Source organism: Agromyces sp. Y558, assembly GCF_059445415.1.
The window spans coordinates 770253-790502 of the sequence record NZ_JCAIUH010000001.1 but is presented as its reverse complement, the minus strand read 5'-3'; the positions used below and the strand labels follow the sequence as shown (position 1 = coordinate 790502).

18 protein-coding genes are annotated in these 20250 nt (G+C 69.2%); 10 read left to right on the top strand and 8 right to left on the bottom strand.

What is annotated here, in order from left to right:
* Positions 1-88: 88 nt before the first annotated feature.
* Entirely contained in the window at positions 89-751 is a 663-nt protein-coding gene (locus AC1C2T_RS03805; RefSeq protein WP_495361562.1) for an NADPH-dependent F420 reductase, read from the bottom strand.
* A 103-nt stretch (positions 752-854) separates the two neighbouring features.
* Positions 855-3344, bottom strand: coding sequence for an LLM class flavin-dependent oxidoreductase (locus tag AC1C2T_RS03800; protein WP_495384300.1), 2490 nt, complete (start codon positions 3342-3344; stop codon positions 855-857).
* A gap of 67 nt (positions 3345-3411) precedes the next feature.
* Here AC1C2T_RS03800 and AC1C2T_RS03795 point away from each other — a divergent pair, with 67 nt between their 5' ends.
* Positions 3412-3801 (top strand): winged helix-turn-helix transcriptional regulator, encoded by a 390-nt coding sequence (locus AC1C2T_RS03795; protein ID WP_495361564.1) that lies wholly within the window; start codon positions 3412-3414, stop codon positions 3799-3801.
* Positions 3802-3894: 93 nt separating this feature from the next.
* Here the strand turns inward: AC1C2T_RS03795 and AC1C2T_RS03790 are convergent, their stop codons facing one another.
* The 3 genes from AC1C2T_RS03790 to AC1C2T_RS03780 all read right to left on the bottom strand — a co-directional run bounded on the left by AC1C2T_RS03790 (position 3895) and on the right by AC1C2T_RS03780 (position 6265).
* Positions 3895-4413 carry a hypothetical protein gene (locus AC1C2T_RS03790; protein WP_495384299.1) on the bottom strand — a complete coding sequence of 173 codons (519 nt, stop codon included), beginning with the start codon at positions 4411-4413 and terminating at the stop codon, positions 3895-3897.
* Positions 4414-4595: 182 nt separating this feature from the next.
* The gene (locus AC1C2T_RS03785) at positions 4596-5513 is read right to left on the bottom strand and encodes a DNA-3-methyladenine glycosylase family protein (protein WP_495384298.1); all 918 of its coding nucleotides are present in this window, start codon (positions 5511-5513) and stop codon (positions 4596-4598) included.
* 173 nt (positions 5514-5686) lie between these two features.
* Positions 5687-6265 (bottom strand): TetR family transcriptional regulator, encoded by a 579-nt coding sequence (locus AC1C2T_RS03780; RefSeq protein ID WP_495384297.1) that lies wholly within the window; start codon positions 6263-6265, stop codon positions 5687-5689.
* Positions 6266-6313: 48 nt separating this feature from the next.
* Here AC1C2T_RS03780 and AC1C2T_RS03775 point away from each other — a divergent pair, with 48 nt between their 5' ends.
* The 3 genes from AC1C2T_RS03775 to AC1C2T_RS03765 are packed head-to-tail and all read left to right on the top strand — an operon-like array spanning position 6314 to position 10004.
* Positions 6314-8047, top strand: coding sequence for an FAD-binding protein (locus AC1C2T_RS03775; protein WP_495361568.1), 1734 nt, complete (start codon positions 6314-6316; stop codon positions 8045-8047).
* Positions 8044-9153, top strand: coding sequence for an SDR family NAD(P)-dependent oxidoreductase (locus AC1C2T_RS03770; protein ID WP_495384296.1), 1110 nt, complete (start codon positions 8044-8046; stop codon positions 9151-9153). Before AC1C2T_RS03775 ends, AC1C2T_RS03770 begins: the two co-directional genes overlap by 4 nt.
* Positions 9150-10004, top strand: a complete 855-nt coding sequence (locus tag AC1C2T_RS03765) for an SDR family oxidoreductase (RefSeq protein WP_495384295.1) — start codon at positions 9150-9152, stop codon at positions 10002-10004. The genes AC1C2T_RS03770 and AC1C2T_RS03765 overlap by 4 nt, the downstream gene beginning before the upstream one ends.
* 49 nt (positions 10005-10053) lie before the next feature.
* On the opposite strand, the gene AC1C2T_RS03760 is transcribed toward AC1C2T_RS03765, so the two are convergent.
* The gene (locus AC1C2T_RS03760) at positions 10054-10776 is read right to left on the bottom strand and encodes a YoaK family protein (RefSeq protein WP_495361571.1); all 723 of its coding nucleotides are present in this window, start codon (positions 10774-10776) and stop codon (positions 10054-10056) included.
* A 300-nt stretch (positions 10777-11076) separates the two neighbouring features.
* Here AC1C2T_RS03760 and AC1C2T_RS03755 point away from each other — a divergent pair, with 300 nt between their 5' ends.
* The gene (locus AC1C2T_RS03755) at positions 11077-11739 is read left to right on the top strand and encodes a pentapeptide repeat-containing protein (RefSeq protein ID WP_495384294.1); all 663 of its coding nucleotides are present in this window, start codon (positions 11077-11079) and stop codon (positions 11737-11739) included.
* Positions 11740-11754: 15 nt separating this feature from the next.
* Here the strand turns inward: AC1C2T_RS03755 and AC1C2T_RS03750 are convergent, their stop codons facing one another.
* Positions 11755-13215, bottom strand: coding sequence for an alpha/beta hydrolase fold domain-containing protein (locus tag AC1C2T_RS03750; RefSeq protein WP_495384293.1), 1461 nt, complete (start codon positions 13213-13215; stop codon positions 11755-11757).
* Between the two features lie 76 nt (positions 13216-13291).
* Here AC1C2T_RS03750 and AC1C2T_RS03745 point away from each other — a divergent pair, with 76 nt between their 5' ends.
* The 3 genes from AC1C2T_RS03745 (at position 13292) to AC1C2T_RS03735 (ending at position 18225) form a co-directional block, all read left to right on the top strand.
* Positions 13292-15691, top strand: a complete 2400-nt coding sequence (locus tag AC1C2T_RS03745) for an MMPL family transporter (RefSeq protein WP_495384292.1) — start codon at positions 13292-13294, stop codon at positions 15689-15691.
* A 187-nt stretch (positions 15692-15878) separates the two neighbouring features.
* Positions 15879-17039 (top strand): serine hydrolase domain-containing protein, encoded by a 1161-nt coding sequence (locus tag AC1C2T_RS03740; RefSeq protein ID WP_495384291.1) that lies wholly within the window; start codon positions 15879-15881, stop codon positions 17037-17039.
* Positions 17040-17199: 160 nt separating this feature from the next.
* Positions 17200-18225 (top strand): zinc-dependent alcohol dehydrogenase family protein, encoded by a 1026-nt coding sequence (locus AC1C2T_RS03735; RefSeq protein ID WP_495361976.1) that lies wholly within the window; start codon positions 17200-17202, stop codon positions 18223-18225.
* A 92-nt stretch (positions 18226-18317) separates the two neighbouring features.
* On the opposite strand, the gene AC1C2T_RS03730 is transcribed toward AC1C2T_RS03735, so the two are convergent.
* Entirely contained in the window at positions 18318-18656 is a 339-nt protein-coding gene (locus AC1C2T_RS03730) for a nucleoside triphosphate pyrophosphohydrolase family protein (protein WP_495384290.1), read from the bottom strand.
* Positions 18657-18746: 90 nt separating this feature from the next.
* Between AC1C2T_RS03730 and AC1C2T_RS03725 the strand changes: the two genes are divergently transcribed.
* Both AC1C2T_RS03725 and AC1C2T_RS03720 read left to right on the top strand, forming a co-directional pair.
* A complete protein-coding gene (locus AC1C2T_RS03725; RefSeq protein ID WP_495384289.1) occupies positions 18747-19364 on the top strand; it encodes an acyl-CoA-like ligand-binding transcription factor in 618 nt (205 codons plus the stop codon).
* Positions 19365-19839: 475 nt separating this feature from the next.
* Complete coding sequence (locus AC1C2T_RS03720; protein ID WP_495361578.1) at positions 19840-20247, top strand: group I truncated hemoglobin; 408 nt, start codon at positions 19840-19842, stop codon at positions 20245-20247.
* Positions 20248-20250 lie beyond the last annotated feature (3 nt).

Below are 20250 nucleotides of genomic sequence, written 5' to 3'. Positions count from 1 at the left end.
CCGGCGTGAGGAGCACCCAAGGCTGCAAGACGGTGAGAGCCGAGGTGGCAATGACACGCACCCCGGCTCTCGCCGGTGTCGGCCCTGACTACGCGGCAGACACCCGCTCACCTCGGGCGAGGTTCGCCACGAGCTCATCACGGTTCTGCGGCGTCGTGTAGGCCGGCTGGTCGCGCTCGACGCGCCAGCTCTCTGCGAGCGGGCCGACGACGACCGAGTCGTACCCGAAGTCGTCGAGCAGCGCGGTGACCAACGCGGCAGCGTCGTCGAAGTCGCTCGCGGTCGAGAGCGCACGGCGGCCCGGCGTACCGGCGGGCGTTCCGTCGGTGAGGATCGAGCCCGAGTTGATGTTGTTGAAGCCCTTGGCGACCTTCGATTCGGGAAGGTGCGCCTGCAGCAGCCCTGACACCGTGGCCTCACCGGCGTCGAGCTCAGCGATGCGACCGTCGCGCTCCCAGTAGTAGTTGTTCGTATCGATCACGACTTTCCCGGCGAGCGGCTCGACGGGGATGTCGCGGTACGCCTTCAGCGGCACCGAGACGATGACGAACTCCCCCGCCTCAGCGGCCTCGGCCGGCGTGCCTGCCTTCGCGTTCGGGCCGAGCTCCGCCAACAGCGCCGCAAGGGTCTCGGGGCCACGCGAGTTCGCGATCGTCACACGGTGGCCGAGTTCGACCAGCTTGCGGGCGAGCGTGCCGCCGATGTTGCCGGCGCCGATGATGCCGATGTCAGTGGGTGCGATGTTCGTCATGTACCTATGCAACGCACGGTCGACGATTCGATTCCGGTTCTCGAGAGAACCACAGGTAGGTGCACGAACGAGTACGGCGCAGCGGGCTCTGGCACGACCACGATTACGCCGGCGCGACGTTCGTGTTGTCGCGGAACAGGTTGCCGGGGTCGACCTCCCGCTTGACCGCACGCAGCCGGTCGAGCGTCGCCGTCGGGTAGGCCGCGGCGACCGCCTCGGGGCCCTGCTCGGTCTCGAAGCTCACGTATGCGCCCGTGAAGTGCGGGGCGAGCAGCTCGTTCCAGCGCGCGCTCGTCTGGTGCCGGCTCGAGCCGAACGCGACGACCGAGAACTCGGCCGAGCGGTGCGCGAACGCCGTGGCATCGGCGGGCACGTCGTGCACCGCGCCGCCGACGGCGCGCAACTGGAAGAAGTAACTCGCCCCGCTCGCCATGAACTGGGCGACGTCGCGGGCGAACTCCGGCGTGATGCGCCCGATGAGGCCCGTGCGCGAGGTCGGCTCGCCCTCGGCGCCATGACTGCCGTCGGCGGCGTTCGAGATGATCGACTCGTAGGTCGTGAGCCGCACGTCCTGCCCGACGAGGGGCGCGACCTCGGCGAGCGGCTGCAGGCGCGCGAGCACCGTCTCGGGGTCGTCGGAGTCGATCACCGCCATCACCCGCGCGACCGGCGGTTCGCCCGGTCGCGCACCGCCCATGAGCATGAAGCTCGTGACATCCCGAGGCGAATCGACGACCCAGTCGCCCCACGCCTGCAGGAACCCCGCGGTGTCGCTCGCGTCGAACGCCAGCTGCGCGAAGCCGACCGCGCCGACCTCGTCGACCTCGAATTCGAAGGCGGTGACAATGCCGACGTTCGCGCCGGCGCCGCGCACGGCCCAGAAGAGCTCCGGATGCTCCGTGGCATCCGCTCGCACGATGCTGCCGTCGGCCAGCACCACCTCGGCGGTGCGCACGTGGTCGATGGTCAACCCGTGTTCGCGCACGAGCCAGCCGATGCCGCCTGCGGTGGCGAGCCCGCCGACCCCGACGCCGCCGTAGTCGCCCGACGAGAGCGCCCAGCCATGCGGCGCGAGGAACGCAGCCACGTCTTGCCAGCGCGCGCCTGCCTCGATACGCACGAGCCGGCTCGCTTCGTCGAGCACCTCCATCGCATTCATGCGCGAGAGGTCGATGACGATGCCGCCGTTGTTCGTCGAGCGGCCGCTGATGCCGTGGCCGCCGCTGCGCACGCCGAGGGGCACGTCAGGGTTCGCTCGCGCGAAGCCGACTGCTTCGGCGACTTGCCGAGCGTCGCCGGGGCGCAGCACGAGCCCCGGCGCGCCGCCGCGCATGTACGTCGACTTCACGCGCACGTAGCCGGCATCGCCCGGCTCGATGGCGTCGGCCGCGAGCGAGGCGGGCACGGCTTCGTAGTCGATGCCGTCGCGGCGCTTCGCACGCACCGTCGAGCTGCGCACGGCATTGCTCCCTGAGCCCGTCGAAGGGCTCCCGCTCCCTGAGCCCGTCGAAAGGCTCCCGCTCCCTGAGCCCGTCGAAGCGCCCTCGCTCCCTGAGCCCGTCGAAGGCCCCCTGCTCCCTGAGCCCGTCGAAGAGCCCCTGCTCCCTGAGCCCGTCGAAGGGCCCTCCGAAGACACCACGATCGGGTCGGCGGATGCCGCGGCATCCGTCACCCGAAACTCGCGCGCGACCGCCTCGCGAAGTGCGGGCGCGACCTCGTCGGCGAAGTGCGCGATCGTGCCGGGGTCGTCGCTCGCGAGAATGAAGGTACCCACCCCGTCGTCGACGACGTACGGGAGCAGCTGTTCCACCCACTGGGAGGCGGGTCCGTCGAGGAATCCGCCGCCGGCGCCTGCCGAGAACCGGCCGCCGATGTTCACGAGGCGCCGGATCTCACGGGGGTCGCGGCCGGCGCCGATCGCAGCTTCGTCGATCGTGGCGTTGCCGGCCGCGAGGTCGCCGGGCTGCAAGTAGGTGAGCGAAGGCAGCCAGCCGTCGCCCTTCCGGCCGATGAGCCGCAGCATGCGGGGCTTGAGCGCGCCGATGATGATCGGGATGTTGTGGGCGGGTGCCGGCCCGCGCTTGGCGCCGCTGACCCGGTAGTACTCGCCGTCGATCTCGAAGCGAACGCGATCGCCCTGGTCCCAGATGCCTCGGATGATGTCGATCGCCTCGGAGAGCGCGTCGACGGCCTGGCCGGGCGTGAGGCGGCGCCCGCCCATCGCCTCGATCGCGTCCCAGAACCCGCCGGCGCCGAGCCCGAGCTCGAAGCGCCCGCCCGAGAGCAGGTCGAGGCTCGCGGAGGCGCGGGCGAGCACGGCCGGCGGCCGGAGCGGCAGGTTCGTGACGTTCGCCGAGAGATGGATGCGTTCGGTGCGCGCCGCGACCCAGGTGAGCAGCGTCTGCGTGTCGTGGAACGCCGGCTGGTACGGGTGATCCTGGAAAGTGACGAGCTCGTAGCCCGCCGCCTCGCTGAGCTCGGCGAGTCGCACGGCGAACTGCGGTGGGTCGTTCTTCGGCGTGATGAAGGTGCCGAACTGCAGGTCGTGGCCGTAGTGCATCGTGCTCCGATCGTTCAGGGCGACCGCGTTCATCCGGCGCCACGCTTCCATCGTGGTCCATGGATGCCGGAACCGCACGAGAAGGGTAAGCTACTTACTCATGGTAAGTGAATCGGACGACCTCACCCGCCACCGCGCGCGCCTGCAGGAGCTCGGCCATATCGACGAGGCCGAATGCCGGCGGTTCCAGGGCACCGTCGAGTTCGCCGGACGCAAGTGGAACGCGGCGATCCTGCTGGCCGGCGTGCGCGGAGCGCGTCGATTCTCGGAGTACCGCGGCGCCGTCACCGGCATCTCCGACCGGCTGCTCGCCGCGAGGCTCAAAGAACTCGAAGACGAGGGCGTCATCGAGCGGCACGTTCGCGCGACCACACCGGTCACGATCACCTACACCCCGAGCGCCGCCGGGCTGCAACTGATCGAACTGCTGCAACCGCTCGTCGAGTGGGGCCACGCGCACATCGTCGCCACTGAGCGCTCGGCCGGCTGATGCTTCGAACTGCTGACGCCACGGCCGGCTGACACTCCGACCGGACACGACGAAGCGGGCCGGGCAGTTCGCCCGGCCCGCTTCGTCGTTGCGCTACTTCTCGGTGCTCTTGGGGGCGACGGTCTCGTCGGCCACGGGCTCCTCGGTGGGAACCGCAGTCGCCACGGGCTCCTCGGCGGGAACCGCAGTCGCCTCGGGCGCCGCGGCGGCCACCGGCTCCGCAGTCGTCTGCACGCCGTCGGCCACGATCACGACGTCTTCGACCTCGGTCGCGGCGAAGTCGGCGTCATCGAACGCGGCATCGTCGGCCAGCACGAGCGCCGAGGCATCCGCCGCCGAGCGGCGCGCAGCCGCGAGGCTGATCGCGTGCACTGCGAGGGCGATGACCACGGCGAGGCCGCCGGCGGCGAGCAGCAGGCCGCCGATCGTAGTGCCCGACTGTGCAGCGAGGTACGCCGCGTAGTCGGCCGACTGGGTCGTGTACAGCTCGACCTGTGTGGCGTTCGATGAGGCCAGGAGCCAGGCGCCCACGGCGATGATCACGACGGCGACGACCCAGAGCAGGATCAGCGGCACGTTGACCTTGGTGCGGGCGGATGTGTTGTCGGTCATGACGTCCTTCGGGGTGGGGTTGCGACCGGATCGGCCTCAGAGCACGTTACGAGGCGAGCCTATGCGTGTCCTATGCGTGAGCGCGACATTTTCTTCGAATGATCTTGGCGAACACAGCGTTGACGACCGTCTCGACAGCTGCGCCGACAGCTGCACCGAGGCGGCCGCGAGAGCAGCGTCGATCAGATCGCGCGATGGTCGACGAACGCCATGCGCGGCCCGCGCCGTGGCCTGCCGCGAACACCGGCAGCGCCGAGCAACCGCACCACCCGGTACCGATGACCGGCCCACGGGGCGAGTGTCTCGAGCATCTCGTCATCGGTCATGTCGCGACCCGCGAGCGCATGGCCGACGTAATTCGAGAGGTGGTAATCGCCCACCGAGAGCGCGTCGGCGTCGCCGAGGGCACGCTGAGCGACCTCGGCGACGGTCCACGGGCCGATGCCGGGCATGAGGGTGAGGCGAGCCGCGGCATCCGCCGGGCTCATGTCGACGACGGCTTCGAGCTTCGCCGCGTATCCCGCGGCGTTCTGCAGCGTGCTCGCCCGTTTGGGATCGACACCGGCCTGATGCCACTCCCAGCTCGGGATCGCACGCCACGCCTCGGCAGACGGCACGACCCGCATCGGCCGAGGCGTCGGCCCCGGCGCCGCGGTGCCGAAACGGTTCACGAGTCGCCGCCACGAGTCGTGCGCCTGCAGCGTGATGACCTTCTGCTCGAGGATCGTCGCCGCGAGCGCGTCGAAGACCTGCGCCGTGCGCGTGATGCGAAGGCCGGGATTCAACCGGTGCGCGTCGTCGAGCAGGCGCAGGCCGGGCTCGAATTCGGCCGGATCGTCACGGTCGCCGAGCAGTTCCGGTGCCTGCTCGACCGCAAGGCCGGCGCCGGGCCCCCAGGCCTCGCACCGCAGCTCGTCTGCGGCGGACTGGGTCAGTCGCATGGTCGCATCGCCGTCTCGTGTGCGGGTTGTGCGCCACACCGCACCGCTCGCATCGACGTGGAACGCCGGGTCGCCGCCGCCGCGACGCAGCACCCCGATCGTCTGGCGAAGGTCGGTCGGATGCCGCGGCCGCCAACTGAGGGCATGCTCCGCGATCATCGCTCCAGTGTGCCTCACGCTCCTGACAGGAGCGGCCCTCTACTCCGCGGCGGCCACCGCCGCCACCGGGCGGTCGTGGTCGTGTGCGGCACGACGATGAACCTGCCTCGGCGGAGCACCCCGACGCCGAGGCATCCGTCATCGCCTGATGGTCTCGCGTGCGGGCCGCTGCCTCAGCGCGGCGTGAACGCCGCGTGGAAGAGCGCCCACGCCCGCTGCGCGACGCGCTGACGCTCCGAGGCATCCGTTCGCGCGAGAACATCGGCGAGCATCGTGACGGCGAGCAGTACGTCTTCGATGACGACGTGGTCGCCGATGCGTCCGGCTGCTCGCTCGCGGTCGAGCACGGTGCGGACGACACGGGCGAGCCGTGCGCCGAGGTGGGCCACGCGCTCGTCGTGCTGGTTGCGCCAGATCACGTCGATGAGCGCGGTCGAGACCACCGCCTGCTCGATGATCGCGTCGAGCAGCTCGTCGAGGGTCGCTTCGGCAGGCTCGACGGATGCCTCGAGCTGGTCGATGTTCTCGTCGAAGACGGCGACGGCGAGTTCGAGCCGATCGGGGAAGTGGCGGTAGAGGCTGCCCTGGCCGACGCCGGCGCGCTTCGCGATCGCGTTGAACGGGGCCTGCAGGCCATCGCTCGCGAACACCTCTCGCGCGGCGGCGATGATCGCGCGCCGATTCTCGGGTCCGGCACTCGGGCCGCGATTGGCCTTGCGAGTCTCGGGTGTTCCCTTCTCACGTTCAGGCACGAGTGCTACCTTACTACCGGACAACGATGTCCGGTATGAGGAGGAATCATGACGCAACCATGGGACCGTGAGGTCGACGTACTCGTCGCCGGCAGCGGTGCGGCCGGAATGACGGCCGCCATCACTGCAGCGGATGCCGGCCTGTCGACGCTCGTCGTCGAGAGCACCGATCGCTGGGGCGGCACGACGATGCGCAGCGGCGGCGGGCTCTGGATGCCGAACAATCCGCTCATGAGACAGCACGGCATCGCCGACTCGCGCGAGGAAGCGCTCACCTACCTGCAGTCCGCGATCGGCGACTCGGCCGACATCGGCCCCGCAAGCTCGCAGGAGCGTCGCGAGGCGTTCGTCGACGCCGTGCCGGTGGTGTTCGGCTTGCTCGAACGGCTCGGCGTGCGGTGGACGATCGCGAAGGACTATCCCGACTACTACCCCGATCGGGCGGGCGGCAAGGTGGGCCGTTCCATCGAGGTCGTGCCGTTCAACGCCAACAGGCTCGGCGACTGGAAGCGCACCTCGCGCATCAAGGATGCCGTGCCCATACCGATGAAGACCGACGATGTCTGGCTGTTGTCGCGCGCCTGGTCGACGCCGTCGGGGTTCATCCGCGGCGCCCGATTCGTGTTCCGCACCCTCGGCGGCCTCCTGACCGGCCGTATGCTCGTCGGCATGGGCGGCGCCCTCATGCTGAGCCTCGGCGACATCGTTCGCGGCCAGGGCACGGAGTTGCTTCTGAACTCACCCGTCACCGAACTCGTGCGCGACGACGACGGTGACGGCCGCGTGATCGGTGCCGTCGTGTCGACGTCGAGCGGCCCGCTGCGGGTGCGTGCGCGGCGCGGCGTCATCCTCGGCGCGGGCGGCTTCGCGATGAACCGCGAGTGGCGCGAGCGTTACCACGGCATCCCCGGCTACAGCTCGGCGGCAGAGGGCGACCTCGGCACCGCGATCGAGGCCGGCGCCAAGGCCGGCGGCGCGCTCGCCCTCATGGACGACGCATGGTGGGGCGCATCAGTGCCCATCCCGGGCGCGCAGCCCCTGTTCGTGCTCAACGAGCGCTCCGACCCGTTCAGCATCGTCGTCGACCAGTCGGGGGCGCGGTACCTCAACGAGTCCGAGAGCTACATCGACTTCGGCCACCACCTGCTCGAGCGCAACCGCACGACGCCCGCGAATCCGTCGTGGCTCGTCGTCGACCGCCGCCACCGTCAGCGGTACATGTTCGCCGCGATGCTCATGGGCGGCAAGGCCATACGAGAGGGCGGCGTCTCGCTGAAGGCCGATACCCTCGAAGAGCTCGCTGCGCTCATGCACGTCGACACGGCGACGTTCCGCGCAACGGTCGACCGGTTCAACGGGCTCGCTCGCGGAGGGGTCGACGCCGACTTCGGGCGCGGCCGCACCGTCTACGACAACTACTACGGCGACCCTCGGGTCAAGCCCAACCCCAATCTCGGCCCCATCGAGAAGGGGCCGTTCACGGCGGTCAAGCTCGTACCGGGCGACCTCGGCACGAAAGGCGGTCTGCTCACCGACGAACACGCGCGCGTGCTCGACGCGTCCGGCGCCCCCATCGCCGGCCTGTACGCGGCGGGCAACACGACCGCCTCCGTCATGGGCCGCACCTACCCCGGCCCAGGTTCGACCATCGGACCGGCCGCAGTCTTCGGATACCTCGCCGCGAAACACGCTGCCGGGACAACCGACCTCGACACTGTCACTGCAGCACCGCAGCAGACAGCAGCACCACAACAACAGATACAGAAGGAAGCACTCGCATGAGCACCACCAAGCCCCTCACCGGCGACGACTCGATCAAGACCTGGCTCGAGCACCCGGTCGGCGGCCCGATCGTCCGCGACCTGCTCGCCCAGGCCGGCCAGGACCCCGACGTGATGCGCCCTGTGCAGCGCCTCGCCATCAAGCGACTGGTCAAGCTCAGCAAGGGGAGCTTCAGCCAGGAGATGATCGACACGCTCGTCGCGCGCGCGGCGGCCGGCGACGTTCCGGCCGGCGCCTCCGGGGCCACGGATGCCCCGGGCGCACCTGCTGCCGCAGCGGCCGGCGCCGAGGCATCCGACGCCGCCACCGACGCGGCCCCAGCCGCACCTCCCATCGAGCAGCCCGTGTGGGTGGAACGCCTCGACCAGGGCCGTTTCGCGGGCAAGACCGTCATCGTCACGGGCGCCGGTTCGGGCATCGGCCGTGCGACCGCGTCGCGCGTCGCGCGCGAAGGCGGCCGGGTCATCGGCGTCGACGTGTCGCAGGAGCGACTCGACGAGTTCGCGGCCGCACACGCCGGTGCCGAGGTCGTGACCCTCGTGGCCGACATCACCGACGACGCGGCCATCGCCCGCATCGTCGAAGCCGCCGGCGACCGCATCGACGGCCTCGCGAACATCGCCGGCATCATGGACGACATGACGCCGATCGGCGAGCTCACCGACGCCGTCTGGAAGCGCGTCTTCTCGGTCAACGTCGACGGCACAATGAAGCTCATGCGCGCCGTCGTGCCCGTCATGGTCGCGCAGGGCGTCGGCTCGATCGTGAACACCGCCTCCGAGGCCGCACTCCGCGGCTCGGCCGCTGGCGTGGCGTACACCGCTTCAAAGCACGCCGTCGTCGGCCTCACGAAGTCGACGGCGTTCATGTACGGTCCGAGCGGCCTGCGCGTGAACGCGGTCGCTCCCGGTGCGACCATCACGAACATCGAGGCGAAGTTCGCCTCACCGCTCGGCGCCGAGCGGGTGCAGCTGGCGATGACGATCCTTCCGGATGCCGCCGAGGCCGAAGCCCTCGCGGCATCCATCACCTTCCTGCTCAGCGACGACGGCGTGAACATCAACGGCGTCGTGCTCGCGAGCGACGGCGGATGGTCGGCGGCATGAGCGCGAACGGAGCAGTCGGCGCGCGCGAGGTGCTCGTCGTCATCGGCGCCGGTGGCATGGGCGAGGCGATCGCCCGCCGCCAGGGCACCGGGCGCACGGTCGTGCTCGCCGACTTCAGCGAAGCGGCGCTCGACCGCGTCGGCGACGCACTTCGCGGCGACGGATTCGACGTGGTGACGCACCGCGTCGACGTGTCATCGCGTGCATCGGTCGTCGGGCTCGCGAACGCCGCAGCCGAACTCGGGCCGGTCACGCAGGTCGTGCACACGGCGGGCCTCTCCCCCGTGCAGGCGCCTCGCGATGCGATCCTCGCCGTCGACCTGCTCGGCACCGCGCTCGTGCTCGACGAGTTCGAGCGGGTCATCGCACCGGGCGGAGCCGGCGTCGTCATCGCGAGCATGGCGGGCCACTTCCTGCCGCCGCTGCCGCCCGAGGTGTCGCACGCTCTCGCGATGACTCCGGCCGACGCGCTCCTGTCGTTGCCGGTGCTCGGCTCGGTCACCGAGGCCGCCGCAGCGTATCCGCTCGCCAAGCACGGCAATCACCTGCGGGTGCGCGCGGCCAGCACCGGGTGGGGTGCGCGCGGCGCCCGCATCAACAGCATCAGCCCGGGAGTCATCTCGACGCCGATGGGCCAGCAGGAGCTCGCCGGCGAATCGGGCGGGCAGATGCGAGCGATGATCGACGCGTCCGGCACCGGCCGCGTCGGCACACCGTACGACATCGCGGATGCCGCGGCATTCCTGCTGGGGCCCGACGCGAGCTTCATCACGGGCACCGACCTGCTGGTCGACGGCGGCGTGGTCGCCGCGGTCAGCACCGGCCGGCTCGGCCTGCGCGGCACGGAGTAGCACCGGGTCGTCCGCCCAGGGCCGGCGCGTCACCGCGCCGGCCCTGGAGTCACGCCGCGCGCCGCGGCATCCTCATGTCCCCGTCCTGCCCCGGCACCGGGATGGGCAACTTCGCGAGCAGCACCAACCCGATGACCGATGGAAGCAATGGAAGGACCGCACCGAGCGCGGGCTCGACGCTCATGAGCAACGCAGCACACACGGCGCCGAGCACGAGCGCGACGATGGCGCCGATGCGGATGCCTCTGTCCTCCGTCTTCCGGTCGGCGAAGCCGGCCATGACGCTCGTCAGTGTGCCGGTCATGAACGTCGTCGTCACGCCGGAGCGGCGCTCGATGCGTCGCGCCACGGAAGTCTGACCGGCCATTCCGAGCGCCGAAGGCGCGATGAGCGCCACGAGAATGAGCAATTCCGTCGGGTGCGGGTTGAGCAACCAGCCGACGAGCACGACGACCTGGGCCAGCACGGTCGCGGTCAGCACGATCAGGAGCCCCCGTCGAAGAGTTGCACCCGGCCGGGCGATCCGCAGTGAGATGAACACGCCCGCGGCGAAGAACACCAGGGCGACGCTCGCACCGACCAGAGTGTTCGCGTAGTCGGGCCGTTCGAACAAGCCCGCCAAGATCATGTTGCCGGTCATGTTCGCCGTGAAGATGCCGCCGAACTGAAGGAAGGCGAACGCATCTGTCGCCCCCGCTGCGAATGAGAGCACCACTGCGAGGCCGGTGAGCTGCGGCCCGACTCGCGTGAGGCGGTCGTCTGACGTCGTCATTTGCCCTCCCTCGGGTGGCCAGTTCGGCCTCCCGCCACCGGTTCATGACGGATGCGCGCTCTCGCCTCAGCCGGAACTTCGGTCGCGTGGTTGCAATTCAACCGCATGTCGGATGCGGACGAAAGGACCGTTTCGTGAGCGCCCGGCCCCTGGTCCTCTGACCGAGTCGTCGACTTCGGAGCCCCGATGGATGCCGCGGTCGAGCTCGGCTTCATGGAGGACGGCGGCTGAAGGGGGCACGGTCGGTGGCGGGCCGTAGCCTCGATCTGTTCGATTCGATGACACTCACCAGAGGACACCATGCCCCCACGCCCGCACACTCTTGCGCCGCGGATCGACGAGATCACGCTCACCGACCTGACGGAGGCCGACATCGAGACGCTCGCCGCCGGCGACCGTGTCGAGGGCCTGCGCTATCGCGGCGGCGATGTCTCGGAACGAGACCTGACCGGCGTGAACCTCAGCGAATGCGAGGTCACCGGCGTGTTCGCGCACGACGCTCACCTTCGCGGTGCGGTGCTCACCGAGACCGTGTTCGAACGCCTGGAGGCACCGGTGCTGCGGGCGCCTCGAGCGACGTTGCGCGACGTGCTCATCTCGAGCTCACGCATCGGCTCCGTCGAGTTCTACGACAACACGTGGCAGTCGGTGCGCTTCATCGGCTGCAAGCTCGGCTTCGTGAACCTCCGCGGTGCCGAGATCCGCGACATCCGGTTCACCGACTGCACCATCGAAGAGCTGGATCTCGGCAATGTCCGTGCCGAGCGCGTCGCCTTCGAGCAGACCGAGGTGCGCGCGCTCGACGTGACGGGTGCACGGCTCCGTGATGTCGACCTCCGAGGACTCGACCTCGCCGCGATCACCGGCCTCGAAGGCCTGAAGGGCGCGACGATCGACGGCATGCAGGTCGGCCTGCTGGCGTCGCTCTTCGCAAGTCACCTCGGCATCCGCGTCGTCGACTGAACGTCGCACTCGCCCTCACGGGCAAGTCACCCCGGCATCCGCGTCGTCGACTGAGAGCACGCGCTCTGCACCGACCCCGCCGTGCCCTCCGACGGTGACGCGCCGCGCGAAGTCGATGGCGTCCTCGAGCAGGGCGTCGCGGTCGACGGCGCCCTCCCACCGATGCCCGGCACTCTCGACGAGCACGAGCTCCGCCGCCGCGCCCGCCGAGAGCAGCGCGTCGGTGAGCAGCTCCGCCTGTGACACGGGCACCGAGCGGTCGTTCGTTCCGTTCACGATGCGGAAGGGCGGGGCTCCGAGCCGCACCTGCCGGGCCGGGCTCGCGGCCGCCGCGCGTTCGGGGTCCGCCGCGACGGTCGCTCCGATCCACTTCGCCTCGCTGCAATCGGGGTCGTGCTCCCGACCGAGGGCGCGGGCGTGCTCGATGAAGTCGGTCGGCCCGTACCAGTCGATGACGCCGCGCACCGCGGAATCCGATCGGAGCCCCAGGAGCGCCGCGAGCGTAGCGCCCGCCGACTCCCCCCAGAGCACGACGCGCGACGCGTCGAGGCCGAAGCGTTCGTCGTTCGCCCGCAACCACTCGAGCGCCGCCGCGACGTCGTCGAGCTGGGCGGGAAAGATCGCCTCGGCGCTCAGGCGGTAGTCGACGGATGCCACGGCGAACCCCGCGGCGACGATGCGACCGAACGCATTCTCGATCTGGGGGCCGAATTCGCGCCTGCTGCCGCTCTGCCACCCGCCGCCGTGCACGAACAGGATGACCGGCGGCGCCGAAGGCCCGACGACAGGGAGGTACAAGTCGAGCGCGAGCGGTCGGTGGCCGGCGACCTCGATGTAGACGAGGTCGCGCAGTACCCGAGGCTCCGTCTGGGCGCGCGACGGTGTCGGCGGCTGCGTCTGCGACGCCACCGATCCGAGCACCGCGCCGACGAGGCGTCGAGGTGACTCGGGATCGAGCGGTGCGCGGCTGAGAATCCGCAGGATCAACGCGCCGACGAGGGCCTCGACGATCTCCTGGATCGGCGCCGCGGCAGGAAGGTCTGAGCTGTCGATCGCCGACTGGAGTCGCACGATGAGCGCCGAGCCTGCCCCGAGGCTCTCGTACAGGCGTCGACCGACCTCTTCATGCTCCGAAGCCGCCGCGAGCAGGGAACGGAGGAGGGTCTCGTTGCCGGGGTCGGCGATGAAGCGGCTCAGGTCGTCGAGCCAGACGACGAGGTCGCCCCGCACATCTCCGGAGTCACCCGGGGTGAAACGATCCGGCAGCAGGATGCCTTCGAGGAGGCACTCCGCGACGAGTGCGCCCTTCGACGACCACCAGCGATAGATCGTCTGCTTGCCGACTCCAGCGGCGGCGGCGATGCCCTCCATCGAAAGGTGGTCGTACCCGCGCTCGGCGAAAAGCCGCGCAGTCGCGTCGAGGATCGCGAGGCGCGCGGACTCGCTTCGCGCTGCGCCTCGTCGCCGCTCGGACATCCTCACATCCTATTCGCTATCAACGAGACGGACCGTTGCGTAGAGTTGTACCTCGGGGTTTCGGGAGGACAGACTGATGGCGGAACTGCTCTATCGCTTGGGCAAGCTCTCGGCGCGGCGCGCGTGGATGGTCGTCGCGGCATGGGTGCTCGTGCTCGTCGTCGCCGGCGTCGGCTTCGCCGTCGGGTTCAAGGGCCTCGCGACGAGCTTCGACATCCCCGGCACTGCGTCGGGCGCGGTGGCCGAAGAGCTCCAGGAGCAGCTGCCCGACTTCGCCGGTGCGTCCGGCACCGTGGTCTTCGAGACGAGCGACGGCAGCGCGCTGAGCGAGGCACAACGCGAGCAGATCAGCGCGCTTGTGGCAGACGGCCATGAGCTGCCGGATGTCGCAGACGTCATCGACCCCTTCGAGACCGAGCAGCAGCGGGCCGACCGCCGACAGGAGCTCACCGACGGCCGGGCGCAGCTCGAGGCCGGCCGCGCCCAGCTCGACTCCGCGCAGGCGCAACTCGACGCCGCCCGTCAGCAGGCCGTCGCGGCAGGGGCGCCGGCCGAACAGCTCGCCGTGCTCGACGAGCAGCAGGCGCAACTCGACGCATCTCGCGACGAGCTGGAGTCGGGCGCCGAGCAGCTCGAGGTCGGCGCCGAGCTGCTCGAACTCTCAGATGGTATTCGCGTGATCTCCGACGACGAGTCGACCGTGCTCGTGAACGTCGCCTTCACCGAGCCGCGGCTCGAGCTCCCCGAGGAGTCGAAGCAGGCAGTCATCGACCACTTCGAGTCCGAGCCGATCGACGGCGTCGAGGTCTCGTTCTCCACCGACATCGCGCAGGGCGTGCCGCAACTCGTCGGCATCGGCGAGATCGTCGGCGTGGTCTTCGCCGCCATCGTGCTGCTCGTGATGCTCGGTTCAGTGCTCGCGGCCGCACTTCCGCTCGTCACCGCCCTCGTCGGTGTCGCGATCGCCGCCCTCGGCTCGCTCGCATTCTCGGGCGTCGTGCAGATGGCGTCGGTGACCCCGATGCTCGGTGTGATGCTCGGCCTCGCGGTGGGCATCGACTACTCGCTCTTCATCATCAACCGGCACCGCAAGCAACTGCTGCAGGGTGCCGAGGTGCGCGAGTCGATCGGCCTCGCGAACGGCACCGCCGGCAACGCGGTGGTCTTCGCCGGCGCCACGGTCGTCGTGGCGTTGCTCGCCCTGAACGTGACCGGGGTCCCGTTCCTCGGCCTCATGGGAACCGTCGGCGCGATCGCCGTGGCGGTCGCCGTACTCATCGCGATCAGCCTCACCCCTGCGCTCCTCGGGCTTCTCGGCGAACGCGTGCTCAGCCGTCGTGCCCGGGCACGCGTTGGCGAGGAGCACCACGAAGACACGAAGGCCAAGCCCATGCCGACGTGGCGGGCCATCGTGACCGTCATCGCGACCGCCGCGGCCCTCCTCACGATCGCGATCCCGGCCCTCTCGATGCGCGTGGGCCTGCCAGACGGGTCATCCGAAGCCGCCGACTCCGCGTCGTACCGCGCGTTCATGACGACCGAAGCCGCGTTCGGCGCCGGCGCGAACGGCCCGCTTCTCGTGACCGCCGCCCTGCCCGCCGGCCTCGATGACGACGAGGTGCTCGGCGCCCAGCTCGAGGTGGCGCACACCCTGTCCGATCAGAACGACGTCGTCGCCGTCGCCCCGATCGCGGTCTCCGACGACGGCAGACTCGCGGCGTTCCAGGTCGTTCCCACCGAGGGGCCGAACAGCGCCTCCACCGAGCAGCTCGTGCGCGAGCTGCGTGAGCTGCCGCCGATCGGCGGCGACATCACGCTCGGCGTGGCCGGCCAGGCGGCGATCAACATCGACATCTCCGAGAACCTCGCCGACGTGCTGCCGACCTACCTCGCGGTCGTCGTCGGGCTCTCGCTGCTCATCATGATCCTCGTGTTCCGCTCGATCCTCGTGCCGCTCATCGCGACAGGCGGCTTCATCCTGTCGCTGTTCGCCACCTACGGCGCGACCGTCGCGGTCTTCCAGTGGGGCTGGCTCGCCGAGCCGCTCGGCATCCACACCGGTCCGATCCTGAGCTTCCTGCCGGTGATCCTCGTGGGCATCCTCTTCGGCCTCGCGATGGACTATCAGCTCTTCCTCGCGTCGGGCATGCGGGAAGCCTTCGTGCACGGGGCATCCGCTCGCCTGGCCGTCGCCCGCGGGTTCCGGGCCGGTCGGTCCGTCGTCATCGCCGCCGGCCTCATCATGGTGTCGGTGTTCGGCGGGTTCGTGTTCTCGGAATCGACCATGATCAGGTCGATCGGCTTCGGCCTCGCCTTCGGCGTGCTCGTCGACGCATTCGCGGTTCGGATGCTCCTCATGCCGGCGCTCATGCACCTGCTCGGCCGCTCGGCGTGGTGGATCCCGCGCTGGCTCGACCGCATCATGCCGAACGTCGACGTCGAGGGGGCGGCGCTCGAGCGCCGGCATCACGCCTGAGCGCTCCGCTCGCCGACCGAAGCAGGGAGTGCCAGGGCCTCCCGCAGACGGCACGATGGAGCAGTTCGAATCGCAGCTGCCGGCCGCCCGACGAAGCTGAACGCGCTCATTCTCCCGCGTACCGGCCGGGCTGCTCATCTCAGCGTAAGGTGACACACTCGACCACGTCGGAGGAGAAGCCGCCAACATGACCGACCGGGTCCCTGCTTCCGTTCTCCCGCGACTGACGAACGTTCTCGACGATGCCGTGAATAGCGGAATCACCCCGGGCGCAGTGTGCGAAATCACTCGATCCGGCACGCCGACCATCACGATCTCGACCGGTCGAGCAGCGAACTTCGATGACAGCGGGCAGCCGATCGCGCAGACCGCCGGCGAGCCTGTGGGCAACGACACGCTCTACGATCTCGCCTCGATCACCAAGATTTTCACGGCGATCACTGTGCTCAGCCTGGTGGATCGGGGTCTGCTCGATCTCGACGTGAGCGTTGCCGAATGGCTCCCCACCTACGGGTCTGGAGACAAGGCGGAAGTCACGCTCGCCCACCTGCTGAGCCACACATCTGGACTGGATCCGATCTCGCCGCGCTCCTGGCGTCGGTGCGTCCACGACGAGGGCACCGATCACGCGCGCTGGATCGAGCAGGAGCGCTCCGACGTGCTCGACGACATCCTGTCGCTCCCGCTCTCGTATGCGCCGGGCACCTCCATGCAGTACTCGTGCCTCGGCTACATCACCTCCATGGCCATCGCCGAGACGGCGACCGGTCTGGCGTGGGCGCGGCTCGTGAGCGAGCACGTGCTCGACCCGCTCGGGCTCACGCAGACGACGTTCGCCCCGGATGCCGCACGCAGCGCGCCCACGGAGTACATGCCGCAGATCGGGCGCGGCATGGTGCGCGGTACCGTCCACGACGAGAACGCGCGCGCGCTCGGCGGGGTGTCCGGCAATGCCGGCCTGTTCGCGCCGGTGCGCGACGTGACCGCGCTCGGTTCCGCCCTGCTCGCCGGGCTGCCCGGGGTGCTCAGCCCCCGCTCGTTCGACCGGCTGTGGCACGACCAGTTACCGACGATGCTCGGCAGTGCGGCCGAGCGCATCGAACAGGAGATCGGATTCGGTCAGAGCCTCGGATTGCGCATCGGCCAGGAGAGCTGGATGAGCGAACGGGGCAGTGGCGGCAGGGGCCATACCGGATTCACCGGCACGTCGCTTCTCGTGGACCGCGAAGAGAATCTCGTCGTCGCGCTCCTGACCAATCGGGTGCATCCGAATCGTGAACACTCCGACTCCACGGCGTTGCGCCGAACGGTCGGCGAGATGGCGTACACGGCACCCATCCAGGGTTGAGTTCAGGACCGTTCCCATTCTCTGCGAGCATCCATTGCAGGCTCGGCCGCTTCACGGCATTCTTACCAGTACGGTGGCGCGGTCGGCCGGAGAGGGACTTTCTCGCGCGGCGTCTGGGTCCTTTACTGGAGTGGAGCTTTCCGGAACGAAGGAGCACATTGTGCGTGGAGTAATGATGTACGGGCCGGGAGACGTTCGGCTCGAAGAGCGCGACGCCCCAATGATCATCGAACCCACGGATGCGATTATCCGCTTGTCCGCGACGTGTATTTGTGGGTCTGATTTGTGGCCGTACCGCGGGGCGGAGCCTCTCTACTCGACGCCGCAGGCGATGGGTCATGAGTACATCGGCGTGGTCGAAGAGATCGGCGCAGATGTGAAGAATGTGGAGATCGGCGATTTCGTAGTTGGGTCGTTCGTCGCCTCGGACAATACCTGCGAGATCTGCCAGGCCGGCTACCAATCCCGTTGCATCCACAACGTGATGATGGGCGCGATCGGCACGCAGGCTGAGCTCGCACGTGTCCCGCTGGCCGACGGCACTCTCGTCGCCACCCCTGGTCACCCCGATGCTGACCTGATCCCGTCGCTGATGGCGGCATCCGATGTGCTCGGCACCGGGTGGTACGGGGCCGTCGCCGCCGAAGCAGGACCCGGAAAGACCATCGCTGTCGTCGGCGATGGTGCTGTGGGGCTTTCGGCGGTCCTCGCTGCCAAGCAGCTCGGTGCCGAACGGATTATCCTGTTCAGCCGCCACCCCGAACGACAAGCGCTGGGGCGCGCGTTCGGCGCGACGGACATCATCGAAGAGCGCAGCGATGAGGGTGCGGCAAAGGTCAAGGAGCTCACGGGCGGCTACGGTAGCCACGGCACCGTTGAGGCCGTCGGCACGCAGGAGTCGATGTGGCAGGCGATCAACAGCACTCGTCCCGGCGGTTACGTCGGAGACGTCGGAGTTTCTCATGGCGTCGAATTGGACGGCTTGAACCTCTTCTTCGCGAGCGTGCACCTGCACGGCGGGCCGGCCCCGGTGCGCCAGTACCTCCCCGACCTCATCCAGCTCATCTGGGACCGCAAGATCGACCCCGGAAAGGTGTTCGACCTGACTTTGCCGGTCGAGGAGGCCGCCGAAGGCTACAAGGCGATGGATGAGCGCCGTGCCACGAAGGTTCTTCTCACCTTCTGACTCCGCGCCCACGGGCGGCCTGCAGGCCTCGACGCGGTCGTCGCCCGCCGTTTCCGCTTCGACGCCGAAGACCGCCCCTCCGACGTCCTGGTCTAGTGCGGCCGGAGACCGGCTTCGATCCGGTCCATGGTGTCGGCATAGGCGTCGGTGATGTCGATGTCGAGTCGTTCGGCGATGACGATCACCCACCACAGGGATTCCGAGAGCTTGTGCCGCAGCTGCGCATCGACGTCGCCGTCGATCTCCCACGTGCCGTCGTGGGCGAGGATCAGTCGACCGACCGTGCCGACGTCATTGCTGAAGCCGAGCATGAGCTCGTGCAGTGTCCACACCTTTCCATTGAGCCGCTGCTCGATCGTCTCGTACAGCGCCCGCACCTCCATCGCGCGCTCGCGCGCGGATTCGAGGCTGACCTGCTGTTCGGTGTTCACGGAGTCCTCCTTGAGTGTCGTCGTCCTTGAGTGTTGTCGTGCAATCGATCGGTCGGATGCCGCGGCTACTGCCCTGCGACCGCCTCGACTGTGCGCGCATCCGCGGTGCTCGCCGCTGCTGCTTCCGACCGGGGCGATCTTCGTGAAATCGGCAAACAGGCGGTTCGCGCGGAAATCGCTCAACGCGCGGTCGCCCTTCTGGACGAGCGCGGATTCGACGAGACGACCGTCGAGGAGATCTCCGCCGCAGTCGGAATCTCCCCGCGGAGCTTCTTCCGCTACTTCGCGACGAAGGAGGACCTCGTCATCGGCGACCTCATGCCGATGGGGCGTCTGATCGAAGAGGCACTTCTGTCGCGCCCGGAAGACGAGTCGCCGTGGGCGGCGCTTCGGGCAGCGCTGGCGCCACTCGAACGCATCGCCGTGGGCGACCTCGAGGCCGTGCGACGAACCACCCGTGTGGCGCTGAGCACCCCGGGCTTGCGAGCGAAGACGATCGAACGGCACACCGCATGGGCGGCCGTGCTCGCTCCGATCATCGCCCGTCGCCTCACGGGGAAGAAGGAGCACCCGACCATCACGGCCGACGCCATCACCCAGTCCGCTCTCGCGTGCCTTTACGTCGCCACGTCGGCGTGGGCCACCGACGGTGGTCGATCGTATTCCAGCCTCCTCGACGAGGCCTTCGACGCGGTCGCGCAACTGTGAGCGCCGCCACCGAGTCCGCGCCCACCACCAACTCGTCGGACCGGTCGACCACACGCAGTTCCTAGCCCATTCCATTGCCTCCTTGAGGTGCATCTCGCAGACATTGTATGGCGCATGACCCAGTACTGCACCGCGAAACTGCGCAACATCGACTGCAGCTACGAGATGGCGCGACTGGTCCAGATGCGCGCGTCACGGTGAATGCGTTCAGCCCCGGCGCCATGTCCGACATCGGCCGCAGCGGATGCCGCGCGCGAGCCGGATCAACCGACCGTCGGCAATAGGATGGGTCCAACCTATTGAGCTCGCGAGAGCTTCTCCCCGGAGCTTGGCGCACGATCGGCTCAGTTACTCCTCAACGAAGATGGTCCCGCTCAGCGAGAGCGAGCACGCGGGCTTCGTTCTGAGCTAGCCCCCTGGGGCTGCGTTCTGCTAGGAAGAGAACCCAGGTGTTCCCCCAACGAACGGATGAAACGTGACAAGTCCCAGCGACCAGCAGTCTGATGTACTCGAGCAGAGCGACTACGCGGCCGTGGGTGGCGCGCCGGCGATCACCGCGGTGGTCGGCAGGTTCTACGAACTGGTGGTGGCCGACGACCGGCTCGCCTCGTATTTCGAGGGGGTCGAGATGGTCCGGCTCAAGCGCCACCAGGTCGCACTGGTCTCGCAGGTCATGGGCGGTCCGGTCGAGTACTCGGGGCGCGACCTGCGCGCGGCGCACCAGGGCATGGGCATCTCGACCGACGACTTCGCCGTCGTCGTCGCCCACCTGGTGACGGCGCTGACCGAAGCCGGCGTCGAGCCCGCGATCATCGGCCGGGTGGGGGCTGCGCTCGGCGGAACGGAGTCGGACATCGTCGAGGTGGCCTCGACGCGAGGCTGACTC

Bases quoted from the DNA above. Each gene is read 5' to 3' on its own strand.
- AC1C2T_RS03785 (WP_495384298.1), bottom strand. From the start codon at position 5,513: ATGATCGCGGAGCATGCCCTCAGTTGGCGGCCGCGGCATCCGACCGAC.
- AC1C2T_RS03760 (WP_495361571.1), bottom strand. From the start codon at position 10,776: ATGACGACGTCAGACGACCGCCTCACGCGAGTCGGGCCGCAGCTCACC.
- AC1C2T_RS03755 (WP_495384294.1), top strand. From the start codon at position 11,077: ATGCCCCCACGCCCGCACACTCTTGCGCCGCGGATCGACGAGATCACG.
- AC1C2T_RS03790 (WP_495384299.1), bottom strand. From the start codon at position 4,413: ATGACCGACAACACATCCGCCCGCACCAAGGTCAACGTGCCGCTGATC.
- AC1C2T_RS03750 (WP_495384293.1), bottom strand. From the start codon at position 13,215: ATGTCCGAGCGGCGACGAGGCGCAGCGCGAAGCGAGTCCGCGCGCCTC.
- AC1C2T_RS03740 (WP_495384291.1), top strand. From the start codon at position 15,879: ATGACCGACCGGGTCCCTGCTTCCGTTCTCCCGCGACTGACGAACGTT.
- AC1C2T_RS03795 (WP_495361564.1), top strand. From the start codon at position 3,412: ATGGTAAGTGAATCGGACGACCTCACCCGCCACCGCGCGCGCCTGCAG.
- AC1C2T_RS03775 (WP_495361568.1), top strand. From the start codon at position 6,314: ATGACGCAACCATGGGACCGTGAGGTCGACGTACTCGTCGCCGGCAGC.
- AC1C2T_RS03770 (WP_495384296.1), top strand. From the start codon at position 8,044: ATGAGCACCACCAAGCCCCTCACCGGCGACGACTCGATCAAGACCTGG.
- AC1C2T_RS03765 (WP_495384295.1), top strand. From the start codon at position 9,150: ATGAGCGCGAACGGAGCAGTCGGCGCGCGCGAGGTGCTCGTCGTCATC.
- AC1C2T_RS03745 (WP_495384292.1), top strand. From the start codon at position 13,292: ATGGCGGAACTGCTCTATCGCTTGGGCAAGCTCTCGGCGCGGCGCGCG.
- AC1C2T_RS03805 (WP_495361562.1), bottom strand. From the start codon at position 751: ATGACGAACATCGCACCCACTGACATCGGCATCATCGGCGCCGGCAAC.
- AC1C2T_RS03800 (WP_495384300.1), bottom strand. From the start codon at position 3,344: ATGAACGCGGTCGCCCTGAACGATCGGAGCACGATGCACTACGGCCAC.